A 24451-nucleotide genomic window follows, 5' to 3' on the forward strand; every position below is an offset into this window, starting at 1 on the left:
CGGCTACCCGGCAGCGAGTAGGGGCCGCGGCCATGGACATCGAGCGATTCGATCCGATCGGCGATCCGAAATACACCATGCGGATCAGCCGGCTCACGATCGACAAACTGGGAATCAAACTCTACGACCGGGTTTCGGCGGTGCTGGCGGAGCTGATCGCGAACTCCTACGACGCCGACGCCACCGAGGTGTCGGTCAGCCTGCCCTGGGGCGTGACCCTGGCCGGGACCGTGCGCTCCGCCGAGGACCCGCAGTACCGGATCGTGGTGCGCGACAACGGACACGGGATGAGTGCCGCCGAGGTGAACGCGCACTATCTGATGGTCGGCTCGGATCGGCGGCTGCGGACGGGCTCGGATCTGTCCCGCGAGCGCGGTCGCCCGGTGATGGGGCGCAAGGGAATCGGCAAACTCGCGGCGTTCGGCATCTGCCGCACCATCGAGGTGATCACGGCCGGTTCGTCGCCGGCCGACCGCCGGCCCCAGGGCTGGGCGGTATCCCATCTGGTGCTCGACATCGACGAGATGCTCTCCGACACCGAACGCGACTACCACCCGAGGGTCGGCGAACTGGACGGGACCTTCACCACCCACCGCGGCACGACGGTGGTGCTGCGCGACTTCTATCGCAAGCGCGTCAACTCCGGACCGGAACTGAACCGCCAGCTCGCCGCCCGGTTCGGCATCGAGCGCACCGACTGGCGGGTCGAGGTGCACAACAGCGCGGTCGCGGCGCAGGCGGAGAGCTTCATCCTCAGCGATCTGCCCGTCGACGTGATGGAGGAGACCCGGGTCGACGTGAGCACCCGCCCGGTCCGGTCCGGACGGCAGTACCTGCCGGTCACCGGGTGGGTGGCCTACTCGCGCCAGCCCTATCGGGACGAGGCCATGGCGGGCGTGCGGATCTACGCCCGCGGCAAGATCGTCGCCCAGACCAGGGATTTCGATATCGCGTCCGGGTTCACCGGGGAGTACAAGCTGCGGTCCTATCTGGTCGGCGCGATCCACGTGGACTGGCTCGACGACGAGGAAGACCTGGTGCGTTCCGATCGCACCGACATCATGTGGAACTCGGCGCGCGGCGAGGCGCTCGCGGTGTGGGGCCGCGAGCTGATCCGCGAGATCGGGCGCATGGGCGAGCGGTCGATCCGCCGCCGGGTGTGGGAGGAATTCCGGGAACGCTCGGGCATCCAGGCGACCGTCGACGCGATCGCGCCCAACGATCGGCTGTTCCGGGACTCGGTGCTGGAGGCGGCACGAATCCTGGTGGCCAACAAGGACCGTGCCGCGCTCGACGACCGCTCGCATGTGGAGAACATTGTGCGCCTGGCACTCTCGCTGGGACCGCAGCGCAGCCTGCTGGCCACGCTGGCGGAGATCGCCGGCGAATCCGATCAGGGGCTGGACACGGTGGTGGCACTGTTCGAGCGAGCGCGGGTCGCCGAGATGTACTCGCTGGGGCAGATCGCCAGTGAGCGAGTCGCGGTGGTGGACCGGCTGTCTCGGCTGATCGACGACCGGCGGTCGCTGGAGCGGCCGTTCCAGGAACTGATCGAGAGCGCGCCGTGGCTGCTGGCCCCGGAGTGGACCCCGCTGGGCATGAACGAATCGCTGACCCGGGTCCGCGCCGGGTTCGAGCGTTGGTACGCACAGAAATTCGGCCAGACACTGGTCACCAGTTCGATCGGCAGCCGGAAGCGCGAACCCGACTTCGTGCTGCTGCACGACTCGGGTGAGCTGTGGATCGTCGAGATCAAACGGATGGACTATCACCTCACCGACGAGGAGTACAACCGCGCGATCAACTACCTGTACGCGCTCGACACCTATCTCACCGAGAATCCGGCCATCGGAACCCAGTTCCCGCGCCGGCGGCTGACCTTCATCGTCGACCACATCGACCGGCTGCGGCCGGCGTCACGGTCGTCGCTGGACAGCGACGCGCGGATCGACCGGCGGACCTGGCGGGAACTGCTCGACTCGACGCTGCGGGCCCACCGCGACTTCCTGGAACGGGTATACGCCATGCGCGGCGTGGACGAGGATCCGGCGGCCGGGCGGCAGGCGGTGTAGGTCCCGGCGGGTGGGAATGATCACAATCGAATTCGCTCCCGCGCGCCGGTCCGGTGGCGTAGGCCGGAAAAGTTGTGAACGCCTTCTGGGAAATCGCTGCGGATTTCCTGGCCGCACGCGCAACGGATGCGGCCGATCGAGAAATTCGATATCTTTCGCGCGTGGGGATCTTCCGCCGCAGGGGTCGGTGGGGTCCCGGCGTATTCCCCCAGTGCCGCGGAGTCTCGCGGACGGCCAGACGAGGTGGATGAATTGACCATCGAGATGTCGCGGACGAGCCCGCACGCGGGCGTGCAACCCACCGATTCGACTCTTCGTTCCGTACGCCCCGCCGACCGCTCGGTTCGCGGCGAGGCATGCAGGCCGAGTACCCGATCCGCGACCCTGTGGCCGAGTGCCGCGCTGCGGGTTTCCGGGCCGGTGGCGGCCGGTTCGCCGGCCTCGACGGTGAACGGCGGCTGACGACATGGACACCGAGGCGCTGCGCATCAGCTGGAGCGAAGTCGCTGCCAACGGGGAAGCGGCCACCAAATTCTTCTATTCCCACCTCTTCGTCACGCATCCCGAATTGCGTGAAATGTTCCCTATTCACATGACCGCACAAAGATCGCGATTCTTCACCGCGATGTGCGTGATCATCACCGATGTCGACCGGCTCGCGATCGACAGTTCGTTCGTCGAACAATTGGGTCGCGATCATCGGCGATTCGGGACGATCGCAGAACATTTCCTGTGCACGCGCGATTCACTGCTGGCGACACTCGAACATTTCCTCGGTGAGCGCTGGACGCCCTATCTGCAGGAAGCGTGGATCGCGGCCTACGACGTCATCGCCCGGCTCATGATCGACGCCGCCGCGTCGGTCGCCGATACTCCCGCCTACTGGGACGCGGAGATCGTGGCCTCGACCCGGCTCACCCTCGACGTCACCGTGCACACCGTCCGGCCCACCCAGCCCTACCCGTTCCACGCCGGGCAGTTCCTGGCCGTGGAGATCCCGCAGCGGCCCCGGGAATGGCGCTACTTCTCGCCCTCGTCGGCGCCGCGGCCCGACGGCACCCTCGACCTGCAGGTGCAGATCGTCGACGGCGGTCAGGTCAGCGGCTACTTCGCCCGGGAGATGGGTCCGGGCGACGGCATCCGGATCGGCAGCCCGATCGGCACCGAATTCGTCATCGACCCGACCGAGGCGGATCCGCTGCTGCTGATCGCCGGTGGTTCCGGGCTAGCGCCGATGCGCGCCATCATCGACGCCGTCGACCGGCACGGGCGCACCACCGGCCGGGCGCGGCGGGTGCACCTGTTCCACGGTGCGCGCACCGAATGGGACATCTACGACGACGCGGCGCTGACCGATCTGGCGCGGCAGCCGTGGTTCTCGTACACGCCGGTGGTCTCGGACGACCCTGGATATTCCGGGGTCACCGGGCTGGTCGGAGCGGTGGCGGCCTCGGCCGCCGACTGGACCGGTTACACCGCCATGGTGTGCGGGTCCGCGGCTATGGTGGCTGCGACGGTGGAACAATTGCGCCGAGTCGGAATGCCGCTGGAATCAATCAGATTCGAGAAGTACGGTGATTTCACTGTGCCGGGCGGGGTGGTGACGTCGGGCGTGGGGCGGCATCGTGCGGTGTCGCCGTTGGGCGGTGGGAGTGTGATTCGATGAGTGAAATGCAAGTCACGCCTGAGGAAATCGGCATGGTCCGGTTCAAGCGGGCCGGATTCGGCCGGCGCGGCTACGACACCGCCCAGGTCGACGAGTACCTCGGGCGGATCGCGCAGTCGATGCATCAGGTGCTCAACGACAACAACCGGCTGGGCACCGCGGCCGACCGAACCGGCCAGTTGCTGCAGATGGCCCGGGTCAACAACGAACTGCAAACGCACGCGCGGCAATTGGAGAACCAGTTGCAGGCGACATTGCAGCCCGAGGAGATCGAGGACCTGCAGCGTCAATTGTCCACCGCCACCTGGGGTCTCGCTCGGACCCAGCAGGAACTCAGCGACACCCGCATGCAGCTGGCCCGCGCGCAGGAAGAACTCGAGCAGGCCCGGACCGAGATCGCCCGGGCCCACGCGGGCAGCGCACGCGACCAGATCAGCGCCAGCGGTAACGCCATGACCTTGCTCACGCAGGCCCAGGAGTCGGCCGACTCGGTGATCGAGTCCGCCGAACGGCACGCACGCGACCTGGTCGCCGCCGCCCGCCGGCAGCAGCGCGAGATCCTCGAACGGGTGCGCGCCAACGCCATGAAACTGGCCGAACCGGCCGCCGCCCCCGCCGACGGCACCGACCTGGACAACCTGCGCACCTACGCGCGGGTAGCGAAAGTGCAGCTGCAGGCCGTGGTCGCGGCGCTGTCCGCGGAGATCGACAAGATCGACGACCTGCCGTCCGGTCCACCCACCGGTGGCATGCGGCTGGGGCCCGCGGTCGTGGTGGCACCGATGGAGCCGTCGCCGACCGCACTGCTGGCGCCCTGGTCGGGTGTGGCGACCCAGACCCCCCGCATGACCCGCGGGCGTGCGGCGCTGCCCAGCCCGCCGGACTACAACGACTACTAGGGGCCTAAGCTTGTCGGCGGTAAATGCCGACCCTCTTCTCCAGGAGTGCCTCACCGTGACCCGTCCAGTTGTTCTGATCGCCGACAAGCTCGCCCAGTCGACCGTCGACGCGCTCGGTGACGGTGTGGAGGTGCGTTGGGTCGACGGCCCGAACCGCCCCGAGCTGCTGGCCGCCGTGCCCGAGGCCGACGCCCTGCTGGTGCGTTCCGCCACCACCGTCGACGCCGAGGTCCTCGAGGCCGGCAAGAACCTGAAGATCGTCGCCCGCGCCGGCGTCGGCCTGGACAATGTCGACGTGCCCGCCGCCACCGAGCGTGGCGTCATGGTCGTCAACGCCCCCACCTCGAACATCCACACCGCCGCCGAGCACGCCGTCACCCTGCTGCTGGCCGCCGCCCGCCAGATCCCGGCCGCCGACGCCACCCTGCGCGAGCACACCTGGAAGCGCAGCAAGTTCAACGGTGTCGAGATCTTCGGCAAGACCGTCGGCGTCATCGGCCTCGGCCGCATCGGCCAGCTGTTCGCGCAGCGCCTCGCCAGCTTCGAGACCAAGGTCATCGCGTACGACCCCTACACCTCGCCGGCCCGCGCCGCCCAGCTGGGCATCGAGCTGCTGACCCTGGACGAGGTGCTCGAGCGCGCCGACTTCATCTCCATCCACCTGCCCAAGACCCCCGAGACCAAGGGCATGCTGAACAAGGAGACCCTGGCCAAGACCAAGCCGGGCGTCATCATCGTCAACGCCGCCCGCGGTGGCCTGATCGACGAGCAGGCGCTCGCCGACGCCATCACCTCCGGCCACGTGCGCGCCGCCGGCATCGACGTGTTCGAGACCGAGCCGTCGACCGACAGCCCGCTGTTCGAGCTGCCGCAGGTCGTCGTGACCCCGCACCTGGGTGCCTCCACCGCCGAGGCGCAGGACCGCGCGGGCACCGACGTGGCCAAGTCCGTGAAGCTGGCGCTCGCCGGTGAGTTCGTGCCGGGCGCGGTCAACGTGACCGGCGGCGCGGTGACCGACGAGGTCGCCCCGTGGCTGGAGATCGTGCGCAAGCAGGGTGCCCTGCTGGGCGCGCTCGCCGACGAGCTGCCGGTCAGCCTGGAGGTCCAGGTGCGCGGCGAGCTGTCCGCCGATGATGTTGCGGTGCTGGAACTTTCGGCCCTGCGTGGGGTCTTCTCGGCGCTGATCGAGGACTCGGTGACCTTCGTCAACGCCCCGGCGCTGGCCAAGGACCGCGGCCTCGAGGCGTCGGTCACCACCCACACCGAGAGCCCCTCGCACCGCAGCGTGGTCGACCTGCGCGCCGTGTTCGGCGACGGCCGCACCCTGAACGTGGCCGGCACCCTGACCGAGCCCGCCCAGGTCGAGAAGATCGTCAACATCAACGGCCGCAACTACGACATGCGCGCCGAGGGCCTGAACCTGGCCGTGCTGAACTACGCCGACCAGCCCGGCGCGCTGGGCAAGATCGGTGTGGCGCTCGGTGAGGCCGGCGTCGACATCCTGGCCGCCCAGCTGACCCAGGACGTCGACAAGGAAGGCGCCACCGTCATCCTGCGTGTCGCCACAGAGGTCCCCGCCGAGGTCCAGGCGAAGATCGGTGAGGCCGTGGGTGCTTCGAAGGTCGCCCTGGTCGACCTGAACTGAGTTCGCTGTACCGAAGGCCGCCCCTCGTTCGCGAGGTGGCGGCCTTCGGTCGTTTCAGCTGCCGACTCCGCACGGCGGCCGCTGCCCCGACCACGGCGCGGCCTGTTCGACGGCCGCCGCCAGGCGCAAGACCGTGGCATCGTCGAGATGGCGGCCGATGATCTGCAGACCCACCGGTAGCCCGTCGTCGGTCAGCCCGGCGGGGATGCTCGCGGCGGGCTGGCCCGTCAGATTGGCCGGGTAGTTGAACCCGATCCATGCCGACGGCGAGACCGGGCGCCCGTCGATCTCGGCCGGGCCGTGGCTGCCGATCGGGAAGGCGGGTACGGCGGAGGTAGGGGTCACCAGTACGTCGATGCGGCTCATCAACTCGGCCATGGCATTGACCAAGGCCTTGCGACGGATGTTCGCATCGGTGAACTGCTGAGCGGTCCAGTCCTCGCGCATCCACGCCACCAGATGCGGAGACATCCGCTCGCCGTGTTCGTCGATCATGCGGCGCATGCCGGTGAGGTCCGTCTCGGCGACGATGAGGGCCGAGAACGCGTCGGCCGGATCGGGCCAGCCGGGCGTGACCGTTTCGACCCGGCAACCCAGCCGCTGTTCGAGGACCTCGGTCACGGCCCGGTCGACGACGCCGCGCACGCGGGGATCGACGGCCAGATAGCCGAGGTCGGGGCTGTATCCGACGCGCAGTCCGGCGACCGCTCCGGCCCGTCGGCCGGACCGCGCCGCTCCGATCCAGTCGATATCCCCGCACGGGACGGTGTGCCGGTCGCGCGGGTCGGGTCCGGCGAGCACCGACAGCAGCAAGGCCGCATCGTCCACGGTCCGGGTGATCGGCCCGATGTGTTCCAGACTCTCCCAGCCGGAAACCCCGGGCAGTCGGTCGTCCCGGCAGCCCGGATAGACCGGCACCCGGCCCATCGAGGGCTTGAAGCCGACCAGTCCGCACAGTGCCGCCGGGATCCGCACCGAGCATCCGCCGTCGCTGCCCAGCGCGACGGGGACGATTCCGGCCGCCACCGCGGCGGCCGATCCGGCACTGGAGCCGCCCGGTGTGAGCGCGGGATTCCACGGGTTGCGGGTGATCGGGAACAGCATGTTCTGTCCCGTTGCGCTGTAACCGAATTCGGAGGTATTGGTCTTGCCGGCGCACAGTGCTCCGGCCGCCAGGCTGCGTTCGACCACGATGTCGTCCTGGTCCGGCACGAAGTCGCGGTAGACCCAGGAGCCGGAGGTGGTCCGCACACCCGCCGTCGACAGCAGATCCTTGATGCCCATCGGCACACCGGCCAGCGGTCCGGCCGCTTCGCCCCGGGCCAGCGCGTCGGCGAGCCGGATCGCTTGGGCGCGAGCCAGATCCGGGGTCGGCGTGCAGAAGGCGTGCAGGGTCGGCTCCACCTCCCACATGCGGTCGAACACGGCATCCACCAGTTCCACCGGGGACAGCTCGCGCCGGCGGACTCGATCGACGATCTCCGTGGCGGACAGACCGCACAGCTCGTCGCGTTCATGTCGTCGCATCGGCTGACCGTTCAGGCCGCGGAGATTTCGACGGGCGGTTCCACGGACGCGGCCGGCCACGTCCCGCGGGTCAGGGCCAGCCCCGCATAGGTCAGTGCGGCGGCCCCGAAGCCGACCACGGCGTCCACCGACCCCGGCAGGTGGTAGTGGGCGATGGCGGCGGCCAGCGCGCCGATCGCCCACGCCGCGAACGCGATGGGTGCGACGCCTGCCACCACCAGGGGTTTCGTCCGCTCCGACAGCAACTGGCCGATGATCAGCACCGCGCCGATCGGCGGCACGATCACACCCAGCAGCTCCAGCCAGTTCACGATGTGGCTCCAGATCCCGGTGAGTGCTACGAACGTGCCCACCGCGCCGAGCAGCAGCGCGAGGGCCCGCATGCGCAGCGGCGTCAGTCCCGACCAGCCGACCGCGGCGTTGTACAGGCAGTGCGCTGCCACCGAGCCCAGATTCGCCAGCACGAACAGGACTGCCAGCCCGGTCAGGAGCGCGCCGTGTCCGGTGAGCAGGCCGAGGAAGGCGCCGCCGTTCGACGCGGGGTCGTCGGCACCGCCGATCGCCACGACCAGGCCGCCGATCAGGAATGCGACGGTGTTGGCGACGGGGAATGCCGACGCGGCGGCGACGACGCCGGAGCGTCCGTCCCGAGCCCATCGGGTGAAATCCGCCGTCATGGTTCCGGAGTCGGCGAAACCGGCGACCACGATCCCGACGCACGCCCAGAATCCGAGCGTGTGGCCCGCTGCCGGGTACGAGAACACATGGGACAGTGACTGTCCGTTCCGGTCGAGGCCGAAATACAGTGCGACTCCGGCCATGACCAAGAACAGTGGCGTTCCGATCATCCCGATCACCGACAGCGCCCGAATGCCCAGGGCGGTGATCGCGATGTAGATCAGCGCCCCCAACAGTCCGCCCCACAGGGGATTCCAGCCGAACACGCTCTGCAGGGTCGTTCCGGTCAATCCGATCTGATACGAGAACCATCCGATCACCACGGTGGCCAGGAACCCGACCACCACCGCGCGACCGCGCCGGCCGAAGGCCGCCTCGGCCTGGAGCGGGAAGTTCCGCCCGCTCTCGCCGGCGATCCAGCTGAGTGTCCCCACGTACCCGAAGAGCAGCAGATTCCCCAGCAGGATGGCCCAGAAGCCCCGGATCATACCCTGGTTGTATACGATAAGTCCGCCGAAAACGGCATTCCCCAGGCACATCGGGAACCCCGCCCAGACCGCCGATACGGCGAGCAGGCTGCGCCGCGCGGTCGGCGGAACCGGTTCATGCTCGTATTCCTCTGCGGCGAATTCGCCGGACGACTCGACCGAAGCGCTCATGGTGCAGCCCCTTGCTAGCGTGAAACCGGACCTTCTTTGTATACGATCCATGTGTTTCGTTCGGGTGCACCATCTTTGACGGTGAGGTAACAAGCGCGGCGATCCGGCATCGCCCTGGCCGACCTGAGCCGAGTTCTGTGTGCCGAAGCCCGCCCCCTCGTTCGCGAGGTGCTGGCTTCGGTCGTTTCAGAGCCGGTCCTGGGGCTCCCAGGGTGTCGGTTCCCACCCCTGCGGATCGGCGGGCGGCTTTGTGCCGGTGCGGGATTCGATGATGATGCGAGCCTGCATCAGGCTGATGTCCGGATGCAGGGCGCGGTAGCGCCTGATCGCCTCGATGCGATTGCCCTGCCGGACGAGCGCATCGATCTCGGCCTCGGTGTGCAGCCGGTCGAGCTCGCCGGGCTCGACGTACTCCAGACCCAGATGTCCCAGGATCAGGTCGAGCTTGCGTTCCAGCCGGTCCAGGCGCTGGTCGATCGGCGGCTGTCGGGGGTCGAGCATGGGATCAGTATGCGGTCCGCGACGTGGGATCAGACCGCATACACCGTGAGCAGATTCTCGATTCCCTTGAAGTCGTCCGGATTTCGGGTGAAGAGCGGGATGTCGTTCACCGAGGCGACCGCCGCGATCATCAGATCTACCTTGCGCGGCTTCGGGTTTCGGCCGGTCGCGACGACCAGCTTGGCCATGGAGGTGAAGCGGCGCGCCGCGGCGGTCGTGAAGGGCAACGGGTCGAAGGTGTGCTCGATCCCGAACATCTGCTCGGTGCGCAGCGCGAGGTCTTCCGGTGTCGCGGCGACCGCGATGCCGAGGCCGATCTCGGCCATGGTCACCGAACTGATTCGGCCCTGGAGCGGCAACTTCACGTCGTCGATCGAGTCGATGTCGATCAGAACGCATGTATCCAGCAGGCCGACCGGGCATCGGAAGGGGGCGGCCGCGCTCTCAGTCATCCAGGCGTTCCTCTCTGAATACCGCGTCTATCTCGGCACGAACCTGCTCGCTTCGGATGCTGCGGAACGGCGCCATCAGCGCCTTGATCTCGGAGATCGGCACGTCGCGGCGCGGCGCGATGGGGCGAAGCTCGCCGACCGGGCGGCCGTTACGGGTGATGATGAACTCTTCACCGGCCTCGAGGGCATCCATGATCCCGGCGCTGCCGTTGCGTAGCTCTGCTTGGGTGATCATCCTGGCCATGCCTTGAAGATAGCACCGCATGCTATCGCATGCTATGCGGTGATCCGTCGTTGCTGCCGGTACTCGAGTCGCTGATCGGCCTATCGTCGATCCGCCCGTCCCGCCGGACTTGGCTGCGGATTACGAGCGGATTCGCGATGCGCTGCAACGGATTCCGGAGCGGTGGCCCGAGCGGCCGAGCGGGGTCGAGGCGATCCTGCGGCGGTTGCCTCGTCGCACCTAGGGAGCGGGCACGAAATTGTGGTCGTCCACCGCCGGATTCCGGAGGTGAACGACCACAATCTCGGCCGGTCAGAAGGGGAAGACGGCGTCGATCTCGGCGAGGACGTCGTTGCCGGAATCGTTCCAGGGGAACAGGGCGAGCCGGGCCTGTAGCTCGGCGGTGGTGATCTCCCGGCGCCGGGGTGTCGCGTGGAGTTCGCCGATCGGGTGGCCGTCTCGGATGATGACGAACTCTTGTCCCGCGTCGAGCTCGTCGAGGACCTCCGCGCAGTGTTCGCGAAGGTGACTATCGGTAATCTGCTTCGCCATATTCCGAGCGTACTCCCGGGCGGATGCGGATTCCCGCACTTCGATCTCACGGGTTGGGACCCGTCTGACCTGGTATATAGCGGCGGTGGGGTGGGCGCTAGGCTGGCGGCATTTGCGGCGCGTCACCCGTAATCCGGGTGTTGCTGACGAACGAATGGAGTGCTGTTCATGAAGCTGGCAGTGATCGCCGGTGACGGTATCGGACCCGAGGTTGTCACCGAGGCGCTCAAGGTGCTCGATGTGGTGGCGCCGGGGGCGGAGAAGGTCGAGTACGACCTGGGTGCCGCGCGGTACCACCGGACCGGTGAACTGCTGCCGGAATCGGTGATCGAGGAACTGAAGCAGCACGACGCGATCCTGCTCGGTGCCATCGGCGACCCGTCGGTCACGCCCGGCATCCTGGAGCGCGGGCTGCTGCTGAAGCTGCGGTTCGCCATGGACCACCACGTCAACCTGCGGCCGTCGAAGCTGTTCCCGGGTGTGTCGAGCCCGCTGAGCGGCAACCCCGACATCGACTTCGTCGTGGTGCGCGAGGGCACCGAGGGTCCCTACACCGGCACCGGTGGCGCGATCCGCGTCGGCACCCCGCACGAGGTGGCGACCGAGGTCAGCACCAACACCCGGTTCGGTGTCGAGCGTGTGGTGCGCTACGCGTTCGCGAAGGCGACGCAGCGGCGTAAGCACCTCACCCTGGTGCACAAGACCAATGTGCTGTCGTTCGCCGGTTCGCTGTGGGAGCGCACGGTGCGTGCGGTCGGCGCCGAGTTCCCCGACGTCACCATCGCCTACCAGCACATCGACGCCGCGACCATCCACATGGTCACCGACCCGGGCCGCTTCGACGTGATCGTCACCGACAACCTGTTCGGTGACATCATCACCGACCTGGCGGCCGCGGTCTCCGGTGGGATCGGCCTGGCCGCGTCCGGCAATATCGACGCCTCCGGCGTGAACGCGTCCATGTTCGAGCCGGTGCACGGCAGCGCCCCCGACATCGCCGGCCAGTCCAAGGCCGACCCGACCGCCGCGATCCTGTCCGCGGCGCTGCTGCTCAACCACCTCGGCAACACCGAGGCCGCGGGCCGCATCGAGGCCGCGGTCGCCAAGGACCTGGCCTCGCGCAGCGGTGCCGCGACGACCGTGGAGATCGGCGACCGGATCGCCGCGTCGGTCTGATCGAATTCCGAACGCCCCGTACCTGATTCGTCGGGTCCGGGGCGTTTCTCGTTGCCGCGGAACGTGAACCGCCCCGGGTTCGATGAACCCGGGGCGGTGGTGGCGGGAGGTCAGCAGCCGCCGCTGAGGCTCACGAACAGGTGGCCCGCGACGCTGGACGCGGCGGCGAGGCCGGAGCCGGCGTTGCCGGAGGACAGGGCGCTCGAGGCGGAGTCGCCGGCCGAACCGGCGGAGCTGATCGGGTTGCAGAGCAGGTCGAGAACTGCGGACATGGTGAAGCTCCTTCGTAGACTGCGCATCATCAGGTGTGTAACGACAAACAGGTGAAACGAACGAACGTCAGAAGTCTGCCCGGGATTTGCGCAGCTGTCCGGTGTTCCGCGAAGGAAACCTCTCGGTCTGGCAGATATGTTGCCGCCCAGTGTCTTCCGGAGGAATCATCCGTGCCCGACGGTGCATCGGCCGATCAAATCGCGATCGGTTCGGCGGATGCCGGGGCGGGTTGCTCGGTCCAGCCGGGCGGGCCGAAGACGTAACCCACACGGCCGCGCCAGGTTTCGGCGTGGCGGACGTCCCCGACCAGGTTCGCCAGTTCCCGATAGTTGACCTTGATCGGGTTGTCGGTGCCGATGTCCTTGGTCAGTCCGTAGCGGATCGGCTCGATCTCCGGGGCGAAGCTGCCGAATACGCGGTCCCAGATCATCAGGATGCCACCGTAGTTCTTGTCCAGGTACGGGTTGTTGGAGCCGTGGTGGACGCGATGGTGGGCCGGGGTGTTGAAAACGAATTCGATCGGCGCCCACAGCTTTCCGATGCGCTGGGTGTGCAGCGGGAACTGGTAGAGCAGGCCGATGCTCTGCAACAGGAAGATCATCCAGGCGGGGAAGCCCAGCAGTGCCGCGGGGATGTAGAACAGGGTCTGCCCGACGGTCGCCACCGGATTCAGCCACGAAAGTCGCAGTGCGGTGGAGAAATTGAAGAACCGGCTGGAGTGATGGACGCTGTGCGCGGTCCACAGCACACGCACCCGGTGATCGGCCCGATGCATCCAGTAGTAGCAGAAGTCGGTCACCACCAAGCCCAGCGCCCACACCCACCAGTGCCGCGGCGACAGATGCACCGGGCTGACGTGCGCGGCGAGCACGACCGCGAAGAACAGCCCGGCCTGCGCCAGGATCGGCTTGCTGATCCGGCCGAGCACGAAGGTGGCGATATTGGACGCGGTATCCCGGCCGGAGATGCCGTTGGCCGGCCGGTCGGGGTCGCGGCGGTCGGTGAACCATTCGACCGCCATCAAGAGCGCGAACGCCGGAACGGCGAAGATGAACGTCTGTTGATACATGCGAACTCCCGGCCGATGCGATGGTGACGATTCGACGGTAGTCAGCGATCCGGGCCCGGTCGCCCCGCCGCCGGGGGATTCCGCATCACCCGTGCGGGGGACAGCGGCGGCGGATCGCGGCTGGTGGCGCGCACTGCCGGTACCCTCGCGCCATGGACACGAGCCGGTCGCTGACCCGCCAGTCGCTGCTGGTGGCTGCGGTGGCGGCGCTGCTGGACGCGGCGCAGCTGGTGCTCTGCGGCGCGTTCGGTGCGGCGCCGGTCCTCGCGACGGTGCTGACCGTCGCCACCACCGCCGCCGACCTGGCCCTGGCGGCGCCGGCCGCGACCGTGCCGTTGGTGGCCGTGGCGCAGGTGGTGGTGAAACTGGGGGTGGCCGGGTTCGTGCACCACTTCGGGCTCACCGGTCGCGTGCTCGACGTCGGTTTCCTGGTGGCGGGCTATCTGGCCGGCGCGTGGCTCAGCGGAAGCCGGTCGGTGCTGACCATGCTGTTGCTGGCGGGCGGTTCGATGGCGAACAACCTGATCACCGGGAACCCGGTGACCGGCCCGCCGTCGATCCACGACCCGCGCCCGCTGGTGTTCGCCGCCGGTGCCGGGGTGGTGCCGTGGCTGGTGGGCCGGTACAACGCCGCGCGCGGTGCCTACATCGCCGAACTCGAGCAGCGCGAACAGTTGCGGGGGCAGGAACAACGCACCGCGCTGGACCGCGCGCTGGCCGACGAGCGGGAGGCGATCGCCCGGGACCTGCACGACGTGATCTCCCATCACGTGAGCGCGATCGGGATCCATGCCGGTGTCGCGCGAATGGCATTGGCGGCGGCCGATATCGACCGCGCCACCACCTCGGTCACCGCCGTGGAGAACAGTAGCCGGGCGGCCATGGTGGACCTGCGCCGCCAGCTGGATCTGCTGCACGGCCGCGACCACGACGGCGAACGACAGCCCGGCCTGGCCGACATCGACGAGCTGGTGCAGCGGGTGCGCGGCGCCGGTCTGACCGTGCGGGTGCGTGAAACCGGTACGCCGGTGGTGCTGCCCGGCTCACTGGACGTGACCCTGTACCGGGTGGTGCAGGAACTGCTGACCAATGCGTTGCGGCACGGGCGCGATCCCGCCGAACTCGAGATCGCCTACCGCCCGGGGCGAATCGAGATCCGGGAGGCGAATCCCGTTGCCGCGGTGAGTGCGAGCTCCGAGCTGCCGCGCGGGCTGGAGGGAATCCGCCGCCGCGTCGAACTGTTCGACGGGACCGTCACCGGCGGGCGGGACGCCGCCGGAACGTGGTGGGACATTACCGTTTCCGTGCCGATAGGAGTGGCGTGAGCATCACCGTACTGATCGCCGACGATCACGCGGTCTTCCGGTCCGGCCTGCGCGCCGTGGTCGACGCGCACCCGGACCTGGAGTGTGTGGCCGAGGTGGACGACGGCCGGGCCGCGATCGAGGCGGCACTGCGTACCCATCCGGATGTGGCGATCCTGGACGTGCGGATGCCCAAACTCGACGGGCTGGCCGCCACCGAGGCCATCGTGGCCGCCGGCCGCACCCGGGTGTTGCTGCTGACCACCTATGACAGCGAGGCGAACCTGCATCGGGCACTGTCGGCCGGGGCCAGCGGGTTCCTGTTGAAGAGTCTGCCGCCGGAGGAACTGGTCGCGGCGATCCGGGTCGCCGTGCGCGGCGACGCGGTGATCGACCCGTCGATGACGCGCCGGCTCGCGGCGCGGCTCGCGGCGGGCATCGCGCCGCCGGTCGAGCCGCCCGAGTTGGCCCAGTTGACCGCGCGCGAGCGTGAGGTTCTGCTGCTCGTCGCGGACGCGCGCAGCAATGCCGAGATCGCGGCGGCGTTGCAGGTGGGGGAGGAGACGGTGAAGACCCACGTGTCCCGGATTCTGGCGAAACTCGGTGTGCGCGACCGGATCCAGGCCGTGGTGTACGCGTACCGGCAGGGACTGGTCGGGCCTAGCTCCGGTAGATCGTGACCGTGCTCTCGGGTTCGTTCGTGGCGTAGAGGATGTGGGTCGCGGGGTCGACGGCCAGTGCCGAGACCCCGGGCTTCGCGGGGAGCGTGGTGGGTGTGGCCGGCGAGCGGGTGTCGATCACCGAGATGGTGCCGCCGTTCAGGTTCGACACGTACACCGAGTGGGCCGCGGCATCGAGCGCGATCCCGATCGGCTTGGCGCCCACCGGGATCGTGTCGGTCACTTGTTGGGTGGCGAGGTCGATCACGGAGACCAGGTTGGCGTCCTCGTGGGTCAGGTACGCGGTGTGCATCGCCGCGTCGATCGCGAACCGGCCGGGGTTCGGTGTCGTCCGGATCTTGGCGACCACGGAATGTGTCGCGGTGTCGACGACGGCGACCTGGTTGGCCTGGGCGGCAGCCACATACAGCCGGTGCGAGCTCGAATCGACCGCCAGGCTCCACGGAAACGCCGGAACCGCAACAGTATCCACAACCTTCGCGGTGGTGCCGTCGATGACGGTGACCGTGTTGTCGTTCGGGTTCGAGGCGAAGACGGTGTGCGTCGACTCGTCGACCGCCACCCGCGCGGTGACCTTGCCGACCTGGATGCTGGTGACCGCCCGGGTCCCGGTGTCGATCGCCGACACAGTCTGGTCGTCGACATTAGCGGTATAGAGCGTGTGCGCGGCGGCGTCGAGCGCCAGGCCGCACGGATTCGCCCCGACCGCGACGGTTCCGACGACCTGATCCCGCGTGACATCGACGAGGCTGACGGAATTGCGCCGGGAGTCGGTGACATAGAGCGTGCGGCGTTCCACGTCGAAGGCGGCCGCGGTCGGGCTGGGCGCGACCGGGACGGAGCCGGTCGCCCGGGCTACCGGCATCACGTTCGTGGCGGCGCCGGCCGAACCGCTCGACGCCGAGTGATCGTTCGCCGCTCCCCGTCCGTGCAGTGCGTACAGGACGGCCGCGACGAGTGCCAGCACACCGGCCACCGAGACACCCACCAGGACAACACGATTGCGGGACTTCGTGGTGGGTTGCGCATGTGCGGCGTCCGCGTCGGACGGTGCCCGGAGCGGTTCGGAACCCGCTGCCTGGCCGGTGCGGGGAGCCGGTCCGGGTGCGCGGGAATCTGCGGGGCCGGAGCGGTAGGTGCCCTGCTGGGGTGCGGTGGGTCCCGGTGTCGGGCCCGCGCGGTGGGTCGCCGGATCTTGTCCGGGCGTCGCCGGTCCGGAGCGATACGCGGCCGGATTCTGCTCGGGTGCAGTAGATCCGGTGCGGCGTGTGTTCGGATCTTGCCTGGATGCCGCTGGGCCGGGGCGGGTGGTGTTCGGATCCTGCTGGGGTGCAGTGGCTCCTGGTGGGGGCCCGGATCGGGAACCGGCCCGGCCGGGTCCGGGCGCGGTAGCGCCGGTGGGCGTGCCGGAGCGGTGGTCGGCTGGATCCTGGCCTGGCGCAGTGGGTCCCGGGTGGGTGTCGGCTGCGCGGCGCCGTGGGTCGGGTGGGCGCACCGCGGGGAAGCCGAGGACCGAGGACGGGTCGCTCGTATCGGCCGGGTCGGTGGGGTGGGAGGGGAGGTCGGTGGCGGTGCGGGTGGGGATGTCGTCGGCGACGGACGGGGATGGGCGGTGAGTGGTGGCCGAGAGGCGGCGGGCGGGGTCGGCGAAGACCGACTGGGCGGCGTAGGCCAGCTCCCCGCAGGTGCGGTAGCGGTCGTCGCGGTTCTTGGCCAGGGCGCGGGCGATCACGGTGTCCAGGCCGGGCGGGAGGGCGTGGCGTTGCGAGGGTTTCGGGACGGGTGCGGAGATATGGCCGTGCAGCAGTTGCATGGGTGTGGTGCCGCGGTAGGGCAATTCGCCGGTGAGGAGCTGATAGAGGGTGCAGCCCAGGGAATAGACGTCGGCACGGGAGTCGGTTTCGACCTCGAAGTCGAACACCTCCGGTGCGGCGTAGTGGAGGCTGGCCAGCAGCGTGCCGGTCTCGGTGAGACTGCGGGTGTCGGTCAGCGACTTCGCGATGCCGAAGTCGGCCAGCAGAATCCGCTCGTCCCAGCCCGGGATGGCATCGGCCAGCAGGATGTTCGCCGGTTTCACGTCCCGGTGCAGGACGCCCTGGGAGTGCGCGAAGTCCAGGCCCTTCGCGGCCTCGGTGACGATCCGTACCGCGCGGGCAGGCGGCAGCGGTCCGCCCGCCCGCACGGCCGCACCCGCGTCCCCGCCGGCCACGTACTGCATGGAGATCCACAGTTGCCCGGCCTCTTGGCCGCGGTCGTAGACACCGACGATGTTCGGATGCTCCAGCCGCGAGACGTTCTCGGCCTCGCGCAGGAACCGGGTCCGGATCTCTTCGTCGTCGGTGCGGTCCCGGTTGAGCAGTTTCAACGCGATCCGGCGCGGCAGCCGGGGGTGCCGCGCCAGATACACCACGCCCATGCCGCCCGCGCCGAGCACGCGCTCGATCGTGAACCCGGCGAAGGACTGGCCGGGCGCTGGTTGCTCCATGCACAGATTCTCGCGTTCGGGCGGTGCGGGGTTAACCGTTCCAGGTTAATTGTCTGAGATCGTTTCGGCTTCGCCGGCAATGTCCACGCGGTGGCCGCTGGAAACCCCCGCGCTACAGCGCGACCTCGCTGAGCATGTCGTAGGTGGTGAGCCGGGCCGAGCGGATCGGCGCGTGGTCGGGCCAGGTGTGGGCGGCGGTGAAGGCATCCGAGGAGCGGTAGGCGGAATAGGCTGCGGCGTCCTCGAATTCGAGGACCGACAGGTAGCCCCGGTCGGCGGTCTCCGGGCGGAGCAGTCGCGCGGCCCGCAGGCCCGGTACGCCGGTGAGGGTGCCGCGCATGCTGGCGGCGAAGTTGCGTTCGAAGACCTCGGTGTCGGCGGGGTCGACGAACAGTTCGTTGGTAACGGTGTACACGGTTACTCCTGATCGCTGTTGCGGGTGAGTCCGACCGCGCCCCGGACGAATTCGAGGGTGCGGGTGGTGAGCGGTTCGATCGGTTCGCCGGCGTCGAGGCGGGCGATGGCCTTGCCGAGGGCGCCGTCGACGAGCTCGGCCACGAGGCCCGGGTCGGCGACCGCCATGTCCCGCAGGACTTCCCGGAGCGGAGCGGCCAGGTTGTGATGTGCCTCGGCGAGTTTCGCCCGACCCGGCTCGTCCTGCGGGATGTCGCCGCCCAGGACCGCGACCCGGTGCTCGCCGGATGCGGCCAGGGCCAGGGTGGTTCGCACATAGGTGTCGATCCGGTCGCCCGGGGTCGGCGCGCTCGCGACGGCCGCCGCCACTCGGACGCCCCAGTCGCGGAAGGCGTCGGCCACGATCCGGGCGAGAATCTCGTCCGCGGAAGCGAAGTACTTGTAGACGCTGCTGCGGGCCAGACCGGCTGCCGCACCCACCGCCGCGGGGGTCACGGCGGTGCGACCGCTCGTCACCAGCAGCTCGCGGGCCGCGGCGAGCAGGACGCGTTCCTGGTTCGCTCGATGTTCCGCGATCGACGCGGCGTCGATCCTCGGCATGCGCACCTCCTGATGGCGACACTGCGTCGCCATCAGGAGGTTAGCGACACGGTGTCGCTAAATCAACAACCGTGGCCAACGGCATCCGGTCTTCGGCTGCTCGCAGACACCGTGACCAGGCGATCAGCCATGGCTGGTGCCGGACGCCGGATCGGTCCCGCTGATCATTGCGAGCAACGCGCTGCCGGCGAGCCTGCCGATACCTGTCCGCGTGCGGTCGCGGACCGGAAGCTGCCGAGCCGGGGGAATTCGCGGTCCCACCGATGTCTTCAGTGCTGTCGATCTCGGGGAACCAACGGCACTGCGGCAGCGGCGGTTACGGCAGCGGCCAAGAATGCCGCCGGGAAGCCCGCGGCGGTGATCAGCGCGCCGAACAGGGGCGCGACCGCGGCCATGGCCAAGTGCTGGCCGGTGTTCTGGACACCCAGGCCGCGGCCCGACCAGAACGGGCCGGCGATCTCGGCGACCGCGGTGAAGGCCAAGCCGTTGTCGGCGACCGTGATGGCGCTGGCGGCGGCCAGTACCGGCAACGCCATCCACCACCAGTGCAGCCCGGCCGTGACGGCCAAGGCGACCATGGCCACCACGGCGGCGACGGCGACCGTGCGCAGCGGCCGCAGCCGGCTGCCCACCCGGTCCGACCACATGCCGGCGCCGATGCGGGCGGCGGCGCCCAGGAACTGGGTCGCGGTGACCAGCACGCCGGCGACCGGCAGCGACAGGCCCGCGTCGCGGTGCAGCCACAGCAGGGCGAAGGTCCACACCGTGGCCTGCGGAATCACCAGCAGCACCGAGACGCCGTGGATCCGCCACAGCGTCGAGTCGCCGCGGTAGGGATTGGCGGGCCGTTCGGTGGTGGTCAGCGCGGGGCGCGGCGGGTCGACGATGCCCACCAGGCAGCCGACCGCGGCCAGTCCGCCCATGATCGCCGGAACCAGCATCGCGGTGGAGAAGCCGTGTGCCGCAGCGATCGTCGGAACGGTCAGGGCCGCGATCGCGACGCCCAGCGGCTGGGCCGACTGGCGGATCCCCATCGCCAGCCCGCGCTGCTCCGGCGGGAACCAGCCGGCGATGACCCGGCCGCTCGCGCTGTTCGTGCTGGCCGCGCCCAGTCCGGCCGCCAGCAGCAGAATGCCCAGTGCGACATAGTTCGTCACCGTCGCGGCGGCCGCGGCCGCGACGCACATCAGCGCGCAGCCGGTTACCAGAACTTTGTGTTCGCCGACGCGGTCGACCACGTAACCCCATGGAATCAGCGCGAACACCATGCCGACCATGGGCATCGCGACCAGCAAACCGGCTGTGGCCAAGGACATTCCGCGCTCGGTCAGGGCCGGCAGCAGGAACGGTGTGCCGCTCGACACCACCGCGCTGGTGCCCTGCGCGAAGACGCCGAGCGCCAGCATGACCCAGCGCCGGTTCGTTCCGATCTGTGTCACGGTGGCCACGGCCATCACCTCATGTCTCATATATTGGGATGCAAGTCTTACTCTGTGAACACCATACGGCACGGTGTGGGAGCCGTGACAGGTGCCCGCCGCCATTTGCCCAGGTGGGGCCGCAACGTGTCGCAGATCGCACCGGTACGGGCCGCGTAAAAGCGATCGACAGTGGCGCCTAGACTGCGACGCATGCGTCTAGGTCGAGTTGCCAGTCCCGATGGGGTCGCGTTCGTCAGCATCGAGGGAGTAGACGGCGAAGCCGTTACCGCCGGCGACAGCGAAGCGATCGCCCGGGAGATCGCCGAACATCCGTTCGGTACGCCGACATTCACCGGCCGACAGTGGAAGCTGCAAGATGTGCGGCTGCTCGCCCCGATCCTGGCCAGCAAGGTGATCTGTGTCGGCAAGAACTACGCCGCGCACGCCGCCGAAATGGGCGGTGAGGCACCGGTGGATCCGGTGATCTTCATGAAGCCGAGCACCTCCATCGTGGGCCCGGGCGCGCCGATCGTGTTGCCGCCCAGTTCCTCCCAGGTCGACTACGAGGGTGAGCTCGCGGTCGTGATCGGCCGTCCGTGCAAGGACGTACCGGCCGCCCGCGCCCGCGACGTCATCCTCGGTTACACCGTGGCCAACGACGTCACCGCGCGTGATCACCAGCGCCACGACGGACAGTGGACACGCGGAAAGGGTTACGACACTTTCTGCCCGCTCGGCCCCTGGATCGAAACCCGGCTGGACCCAGCCGATCTGGAGATCGTGACCGAACTCGACGGTGAGGTGCGCCAGCGCAGCCGGACTTCGCTGTTCCTGCACGACATCCCGGAGATGATCGAGTGGATCTCCGCGGTCATGACCCTGCTGCCCGGCGATGTCATCCTCACCGGGACCCCGGAAGGTGTAGGGCCGATGAAGGATGGGCAGACAGTATCGGTGACTGTCTCCGGAATCGGCACCCTCACCAATCCCGTTGCCGCCAAACGCTGATCGAAAGGTAGACATGACCGACGTACGGGTGCGCTTCTGCCCGTCACCCACGGGCACACCGCATGTGGGGCTGATCCGCACAGCGCTGTTCAACTGGGCCTTCGCCCGTCACCACGGCGGCACCTTCGTGTTCCGGATCGAGGACACCGACGCCGCCCGCGACTCCGAGGAGTCCTACGCGGCGCTGCTGGACGCGCTGCGCTGGCTGGGCCTGACCTGGGACGAGGGCCCGGAGGTCGGCGGCCCCTACGAGCCGTACCGGCAGTCGCAGCGCAAGGACCTGCACCGCGAGGTCGTGGCGAAGCTGCTGGCGGCCGGCGAGGCCTACGAATCCTTCTCCACCCCCGAGGAGGTCGAGGCCCGCCACAGGGCGGCCGGCCGCGACCCCAAACTCGGTTACGACAACTTCGACCGCGACCTGACCCCGGAGCAGATCGCGGCCTATCGCGCCGAGGGCCGCCCCCCGGTGGTCCGGCTGCGGATGCCGGACGAGGACCTGACCTGGAACGATCTGGTCCGCGGCGAAACCACCTTCAAGGCCGGAACCGTCCCCGATTTCGCTTTGACCCGCGGAAACGGCGACCCGCTCTATACGCTGGTGAATCCGGTCGACGATGCGACCATGCGAATCACACATGTGTTACGCGGTGAGGATCTGCTCTCGTCGACTCCGCGGCAACTGGCGTTGTATGCCGCATTGCGGCGGATCGGTATCGCGGAGTTCACTCCGGAGTTCGGTCATCTGCCGTTCGTGATGGGTCAGGGCAACAAGAAGTTGTCGAAACGTGATCCCGAGTCGAATCTGTTCGTCCATCGCGACCGCGGCTTCATTCCCGAAGGTTTGCTGAATTATCTCTCGCTGCTCGGTTGGAGCATCGCCGAGGATCGCGACCTGTTCTCCATGGCCGAGATGGTCGCCGCGTTCGACATATCGAAAGTGAATTCGAATCCGGCCCGCTTCGACCAGAAGAAGGCCGATGCGCTCAACGCCGAGCACATTCGATTGCTCGAACCGGCCGATTTCGCGGAGCGCCTGCGGGTGTACCTGACCACGCACGGGCACATCGGTGCGGAGGTCGACGAGAAGGTCTTCGCGACGGCGGCCGACTTGGTGCAGACCCGTATCGTGGTGCTGGGCGATGCCTGGGACCTGCTGAAATTCCTCTTCGTGGCGCCGGCGGACTTCACCGTCGACGAGGCCGCGGCGGCGAAGAATCTCGGCCCGGACTCGGTCCCGGTGTTGCGGGCCGCGGTCGCGGCGCTGGAGCCGGTGACGAACTGGTCGACCCCGGTCCTGGAGGAGGCCCTGAAGACCGCGCTGATCGACGAACTGGAGCTCAAACCGCGCAAGGCGTTCGCGCCGGTGCGGGTGGCGGTCACCGGCTCGCACATCAGCCCGCCGCTGTACGAGTCGATGGAACTGCTGGGTCGCGAGCAGACGATGGCCCGGCTGCGGGCGGCGCTGCCCGCCTGAGCGAGCGAAGGCCACCCACCTGCGGATGTGGGTGGCCTTCAGTGCATTTCGGCCTCGAAAACAGGGTCTGACCAGGCGATTTGTAGTTGACCTACTGGTGTTTGGTACTCTTCTTCTCGGCCGGAACACGGTCCGCACAGCCCCTGGTGATCCCAGTGGCTCGCGGTAAAGTGCCTGGTCATTGGGGTATGGTGTAATTGGCAACACAGCTGATTCTGGTTCAGCCATTCTAGGTTCGAGTCCTGGTACCCCAGCGGAGATCGCCTCCTCGTCGAGGTGATCGCGCCTGGTCCCGTCGTCTAGCGGCCTAGGACGCCGCCCTCTCACGGCGGTAGCGAGGGTTCGAATCCCTTCGGGACTACAACGAAGACCCGTGCTCAGCGAGCACGGGTCTTCTTCGTTTTCTATGCGGTCGGGGGCCAGGTGGAACCGCTCAGCGGCATGGCGGGCAGGCTCAGCTTGCGGTGGTCCCAGCTGCGGGTGCGGTCGGCGACCACGCGGACCGCCACGCGCTTGTTCAGCATCGCCTCGACCATCGGGCGCAGTTCCTCGGTGTACGGCCCGGTGTAGCGCTCCCAGACGTCGATGCCGAGCCGGAACAGCGCCTGCGGGTCGTCGACGATCTCGGCGCGGCCCTCGATCGACACCCCGCGCAGCTGGTCGTAGGTGTCACCCGCCTCGACCAGCACGGTGACCCGCGGGTCGCGGACCAGGTTGACGGCCTTCTGCGACTTCGCCTTCGTCTCGAACCACAGCTCGCCGTCGATCACGCCGTACCACATGGCGGTGAGATGCGGCTGGCCGTTCTTGCCGACGGTCGCCAGCGTCGCGATGCGGCTGCGCTGCAGGAACTCGGCGATCTCGGCGTCGGACATCACGATCTGTGCCCGTTGATTAACACCCATAACGGCGACTCTATGGGGCGTGGACGCGTTTGTGGAGTGCATCCGCCGCCGCGACCAGATCGGCCGCCCAGCGGGCTCCTGGGCGGCGTCCCATGCGGTCGATCGGACCGGACACCGAGACCGCGGCCACGACCGCGCCGCCGCCGTCGCGGATCGGGGCCGAGATGCTGGCCACGCCGGCCGCCCGTTCGGCGGCGCTCTGCGCCCAGCCGCGCCGGCGGACCTCGGCCAGCGCGCGTTCGCCGAACACCGCGTCGGCCAGCACGCTGCGCTGTACCTCGGCGTCGGCCCAGGCCAGAAGCACCTTCGCCGCGGAACCCGCGGTGAGCGGCAGCCGGGCGCCGACCGGGACGGTGTCGCGCAGGCCGGCGGCGGGTTCGACCGCGGCGATGCACACGCGGGCCTGTCCGTCGCGGCGGTAGATCTGCACGCTCTCGCCGGTGATCTCGCGCAGCCGGGGCAGGATCGTGGACGCGGCGTCGAGCAGGGGGTCGCCGGCGGTGGTGGCCAGCTCCGACAGGGCCGGACCCGGCCGCCAGAGGCCGGCGGCGTCGCGGGCCAGCATGCGATGCGTTTCCAAGCCCACCGCCAGGCGGTGCGCGGTGGCCCGGGGCAGCCCGGTGCGGGCGCACAGGTCGGCCAGGCCACAGGGGGACTCCGCTACCGCGTGCAACACCACCATGGCTTTGTCGAGGACCCCGATGCCGCTATGCTGTCTCATAGAACGATATTATCGTCTCGCATACTGAGAATCCAAGTCTTAGGGAA

The 24451-nt window shown here is 68.8% G+C and carries 23 protein-coding genes and 2 tRNA genes; 11 read left to right on the forward strand and 14 right to left on the reverse strand.

The window, feature by feature from the left end:
* Positions 1 to 32: 32 nt before the first annotated feature.
* The 4 genes from EBN03_RS04345 (at position 33) to serA (ending at position 6282) form a co-directional block, all read left to right on the forward strand.
* Complete coding sequence (locus EBN03_RS04345) at positions 33 to 2072, forward strand: ATP-binding protein (RefSeq protein WP_122186465.1); 2040 nt, start codon at positions 33 to 35, stop codon at positions 2070 to 2072.
* A gap of 466 nt (positions 2073 to 2538) precedes the next feature.
* A complete protein-coding gene (locus tag EBN03_RS04350) occupies positions 2539 to 3738 on the forward strand; it encodes a globin domain-containing protein (RefSeq protein WP_122186466.1) in 1200 nt (399 codons plus the stop codon).
* Positions 3735 to 4637, forward strand: a complete 903-nt coding sequence (locus tag EBN03_RS04355) for a DivIVA domain-containing protein (protein ID WP_122186467.1) — start codon at positions 3735 to 3737, stop codon at positions 4635 to 4637. The genes EBN03_RS04350 and EBN03_RS04355 overlap by 4 nt, the downstream gene beginning before the upstream one ends.
* A 55-nt stretch (positions 4638 to 4692) precedes the next feature.
* Positions 4693 to 6282, forward strand: a complete 1590-nt coding sequence (gene serA, locus EBN03_RS04360; RefSeq protein ID WP_122186468.1) for a phosphoglycerate dehydrogenase — start codon at positions 4693 to 4695, stop codon at positions 6280 to 6282.
* A gap of 54 nt (positions 6283 to 6336) precedes the next feature.
* Here the strand turns inward: serA and EBN03_RS04365 are convergent, their stop codons facing one another.
* The 6 genes from EBN03_RS04365 to EBN03_RS04385 form a co-directional block, all read right to left on the reverse strand.
* On the reverse strand, positions 6337 to 7809 hold the full coding sequence (locus EBN03_RS04365; RefSeq protein WP_122186469.1) for an amidase: 1473 nt from the start codon (positions 7807 to 7809) through the stop codon (positions 6337 to 6339).
* Positions 7810 to 7820: 11 nt separating this feature from the next.
* Positions 7821 to 9146 (reverse strand): purine-cytosine permease family protein, encoded by a 1326-nt coding sequence (locus EBN03_RS04370; RefSeq protein ID WP_122186470.1) that lies wholly within the window; start codon positions 9144 to 9146, stop codon positions 7821 to 7823.
* A gap of 186 nt (positions 9147 to 9332) precedes the next feature.
* Positions 9333 to 9647: a hypothetical protein gene (locus EBN03_RS33600; protein ID WP_147471461.1), complete on the reverse strand. Its 315-nt coding sequence runs from the start codon at positions 9645 to 9647 to the stop codon at positions 9333 to 9335.
* Between the two features lie 29 nt (positions 9648 to 9676).
* Positions 9677 to 10099 carry a type II toxin-antitoxin system VapC family toxin gene (locus EBN03_RS04375; RefSeq protein WP_122186471.1) on the reverse strand — a complete coding sequence of 141 codons (423 nt, stop codon included), beginning with the start codon at positions 10097 to 10099 and terminating at the stop codon, positions 9677 to 9679.
* Entirely contained in the window at positions 10092 to 10343 is a 252-nt protein-coding gene (locus EBN03_RS04380; RefSeq protein ID WP_122186472.1) for a type II toxin-antitoxin system Phd/YefM family antitoxin, read from the reverse strand. The genes EBN03_RS04375 and EBN03_RS04380 overlap by 8 nt, the downstream gene beginning before the upstream one ends.
* A 291-nt stretch (positions 10344 to 10634) precedes the next feature.
* Positions 10635 to 10874: a type II toxin-antitoxin system Phd/YefM family antitoxin gene (locus EBN03_RS04385; RefSeq protein WP_147471462.1), complete on the reverse strand. Its 240-nt coding sequence runs from the start codon at positions 10872 to 10874 to the stop codon at positions 10635 to 10637.
* A gap of 168 nt (positions 10875 to 11042) precedes the next feature.
* Between EBN03_RS04385 and EBN03_RS04390 the strand changes: the two genes are divergently transcribed.
* On the forward strand, positions 11043 to 12050 hold the full coding sequence (locus EBN03_RS04390) for a 3-isopropylmalate dehydrogenase (RefSeq protein WP_122186815.1): 1008 nt from the start codon (positions 11043 to 11045) through the stop codon (positions 12048 to 12050).
* A 110-nt stretch (positions 12051 to 12160) separates the two neighbouring features.
* Here the strand turns inward: EBN03_RS04390 and EBN03_RS34015 are convergent, their stop codons facing one another.
* Positions 12161 to 12322: a hypothetical protein gene (locus EBN03_RS34015; protein WP_158675534.1), complete on the reverse strand. Its 162-nt coding sequence runs from the start codon at positions 12320 to 12322 to the stop codon at positions 12161 to 12163.
* A 194-nt stretch (positions 12323 to 12516) separates the two neighbouring features.
* Positions 12517 to 13392, reverse strand: coding sequence for a sterol desaturase family protein (locus EBN03_RS04395; RefSeq protein WP_122186474.1), 876 nt, complete (start codon positions 13390 to 13392; stop codon positions 12517 to 12519).
* A 152-nt stretch (positions 13393 to 13544) separates the two neighbouring features.
* On the opposite strand from EBN03_RS04395, the gene EBN03_RS04400 reads away from it, so the two are divergent.
* Together EBN03_RS04400 and EBN03_RS04405 are read left to right on the forward strand one after the other, a co-directional pair.
* Complete coding sequence (locus EBN03_RS04400) at positions 13545 to 14717, forward strand: sensor histidine kinase (RefSeq protein WP_122186475.1); 1173 nt, start codon at positions 13545 to 13547, stop codon at positions 14715 to 14717.
* Positions 14714 to 15376, forward strand: a complete 663-nt coding sequence (locus EBN03_RS04405) for a response regulator (RefSeq protein ID WP_122186476.1) — start codon at positions 14714 to 14716, stop codon at positions 15374 to 15376. The genes EBN03_RS04400 and EBN03_RS04405 overlap by 4 nt, the downstream gene beginning before the upstream one ends.
* Here EBN03_RS04405 and EBN03_RS04410 read toward each other — a convergent pair.
* The 4 genes from EBN03_RS04410 to EBN03_RS04425 all read right to left on the reverse strand — a co-directional run bounded on the left by EBN03_RS04410 (position 15357) and on the right by EBN03_RS04425 (position 20332).
* Positions 15357 to 17861 carry a serine/threonine-protein kinase gene (locus EBN03_RS04410; protein ID WP_122186477.1) on the reverse strand — a complete coding sequence of 835 codons (2505 nt, stop codon included), beginning with the start codon at positions 17859 to 17861 and terminating at the stop codon, positions 15357 to 15359. The two genes, EBN03_RS04405 and EBN03_RS04410, sit on opposite strands and share 20 nt — an antisense overlap.
* Positions 17862 to 17973: 112 nt before the next feature.
* Positions 17974 to 18276 carry an antibiotic biosynthesis monooxygenase family protein gene (locus tag EBN03_RS04415; RefSeq protein WP_158675535.1) on the reverse strand — a complete coding sequence of 101 codons (303 nt, stop codon included), beginning with the start codon at positions 18274 to 18276 and terminating at the stop codon, positions 17974 to 17976.
* 2 nt (positions 18277 to 18278) lie between these two features.
* Positions 18279 to 18875 carry a TetR/AcrR family transcriptional regulator gene (locus tag EBN03_RS04420; RefSeq protein ID WP_158675536.1) on the reverse strand — a complete coding sequence of 199 codons (597 nt, stop codon included), beginning with the start codon at positions 18873 to 18875 and terminating at the stop codon, positions 18279 to 18281.
* Between the two features lie 269 nt (positions 18876 to 19144).
* Complete coding sequence (locus EBN03_RS04425; protein ID WP_199742618.1) at positions 19145 to 20332, reverse strand: MFS transporter; 1188 nt, start codon at positions 20330 to 20332, stop codon at positions 19145 to 19147.
* Positions 20333 to 20506: 174 nt separating this feature from the next.
* On the opposite strand from EBN03_RS04425, the gene EBN03_RS04430 reads away from it, so the two are divergent.
* From EBN03_RS04430 to EBN03_RS04445, 4 genes are all read left to right on the forward strand, one after another.
* Positions 20507 to 21304: a fumarylacetoacetate hydrolase family protein gene (locus EBN03_RS04430; protein ID WP_122186479.1), complete on the forward strand. Its 798-nt coding sequence runs from the start codon at positions 20507 to 20509 to the stop codon at positions 21302 to 21304.
* A gap of 13 nt (positions 21305 to 21317) precedes the next feature.
* Positions 21318 to 22778, forward strand: a complete 1461-nt coding sequence (gltX, locus tag EBN03_RS04435) for a glutamate--tRNA ligase (protein WP_122186480.1) — start codon at positions 21318 to 21320, stop codon at positions 22776 to 22778.
* 182 nt (positions 22779 to 22960) lie between these two features.
* Positions 22961 to 23032: transfer RNA gene (locus EBN03_RS04440), tRNA-Gln, on the forward strand.
* Between the two features lie 34 nt (positions 23033 to 23066).
* A tRNA-Glu gene (locus tag EBN03_RS04445) sits at positions 23067 to 23139 on the forward strand.
* Between the two features lie 43 nt (positions 23140 to 23182).
* Here EBN03_RS04445 and EBN03_RS04450 read toward each other — a convergent pair.
* Both EBN03_RS04450 and EBN03_RS04455 read right to left on the reverse strand, forming a co-directional pair.
* Entirely contained in the window at positions 23183 to 23683 is a 501-nt protein-coding gene (locus EBN03_RS04450) for a pyridoxamine 5'-phosphate oxidase family protein (protein ID WP_122186481.1), read from the reverse strand.
* Between the two features lie 10 nt (positions 23684 to 23693).
* A complete protein-coding gene (locus EBN03_RS04455; RefSeq protein WP_122186482.1) occupies positions 23694 to 24404 on the reverse strand; it encodes an IclR family transcriptional regulator in 711 nt (236 codons plus the stop codon).
* Positions 24405 to 24451: the final 47 nt, after the last annotated feature.

The sequence above is a fragment of the Nocardia stercoris genome, from assembly GCF_003696265.1.
In the GTDB taxonomy this organism is placed as follows: domain Bacteria; phylum Actinomycetota; class Actinomycetes; order Mycobacteriales; family Mycobacteriaceae; genus Nocardia; species Nocardia stercoris.

Excerpts from the sequence above, each read along its gene's own strand:
- EBN03_RS04450 (WP_122186481.1), bottom strand. The coding sequence starts at position 23,683 with ATGGGTGTTAATCAACGGGCACAGATCGTGATGTCCGACGCCGAGATC.
- EBN03_RS04350 (WP_122186466.1), top strand. The coding sequence starts at position 2,539 with ATGGACACCGAGGCGCTGCGCATCAGCTGGAGCGAAGTCGCTGCCAAC.
- EBN03_RS04370 (WP_122186470.1), bottom strand. The coding sequence starts at position 9,146 with ATGAGCGCTTCGGTCGAGTCGTCCGGCGAATTCGCCGCAGAGGAATAC.
- EBN03_RS04355 (WP_122186467.1), top strand. The coding sequence starts at position 3,735 with ATGAGTGAAATGCAAGTCACGCCTGAGGAAATCGGCATGGTCCGGTTC.
- EBN03_RS04400 (WP_122186475.1), top strand. The coding sequence starts at position 13,545 with ATGGACACGAGCCGGTCGCTGACCCGCCAGTCGCTGCTGGTGGCTGCG.
- EBN03_RS04430 (WP_122186479.1), top strand. The coding sequence starts at position 20,507 with ATGCGTCTAGGTCGAGTTGCCAGTCCCGATGGGGTCGCGTTCGTCAGC.
- gltX (WP_122186480.1), top strand. The coding sequence starts at position 21,318 with ATGACCGACGTACGGGTGCGCTTCTGCCCGTCACCCACGGGCACACCG.
- EBN03_RS04395 (WP_122186474.1), bottom strand. The coding sequence starts at position 13,392 with ATGTATCAACAGACGTTCATCTTCGCCGTTCCGGCGTTCGCGCTCTTG.
- EBN03_RS04455 (WP_122186482.1), bottom strand. The coding sequence starts at position 24,404 with ATGAGACAGCATAGCGGCATCGGGGTCCTCGACAAAGCCATGGTGGTG.
- EBN03_RS04345 (WP_122186465.1), top strand. The coding sequence starts at position 33 with ATGGACATCGAGCGATTCGATCCGATCGGCGATCCGAAATACACCATG.
- EBN03_RS04365 (WP_122186469.1), bottom strand. The coding sequence starts at position 7,809 with ATGCGACGACATGAACGCGACGAGCTGTGCGGTCTGTCCGCCACGGAG.
- EBN03_RS04420 (WP_158675536.1), bottom strand. The coding sequence starts at position 18,875 with ATGCCGAGGATCGACGCCGCGTCGATCGCGGAACATCGAGCGAACCAG.
- EBN03_RS04375 (WP_122186471.1), bottom strand. The coding sequence starts at position 10,099 with ATGACTGAGAGCGCGGCCGCCCCCTTCCGATGCCCGGTCGGCCTGCTG.
- EBN03_RS04410 (WP_122186477.1), bottom strand. The coding sequence starts at position 17,861 with ATGGAGCAACCAGCGCCCGGCCAGTCCTTCGCCGGGTTCACGATCGAG.
- EBN03_RS04385 (WP_147471462.1), bottom strand. The coding sequence starts at position 10,874 with ATGGCGAAGCAGATTACCGATAGTCACCTTCGCGAACACTGCGCGGAG.
- EBN03_RS04390 (WP_122186815.1), top strand. The coding sequence starts at position 11,043 with ATGAAGCTGGCAGTGATCGCCGGTGACGGTATCGGACCCGAGGTTGTC.
- EBN03_RS04380 (WP_122186472.1), bottom strand. The coding sequence starts at position 10,343 with ATGGCCAGGATGATCACCCAAGCAGAGCTACGCAACGGCAGCGCCGGG.
- EBN03_RS33600 (WP_147471461.1), bottom strand. The coding sequence starts at position 9,647 with ATGCTCGACCCCCGACAGCCGCCGATCGACCAGCGCCTGGACCGGCTG.
- EBN03_RS34015 (WP_158675534.1), bottom strand. The coding sequence starts at position 12,322 with ATGTCCGCAGTTCTCGACCTGCTCTGCAACCCGATCAGCTCCGCCGGT.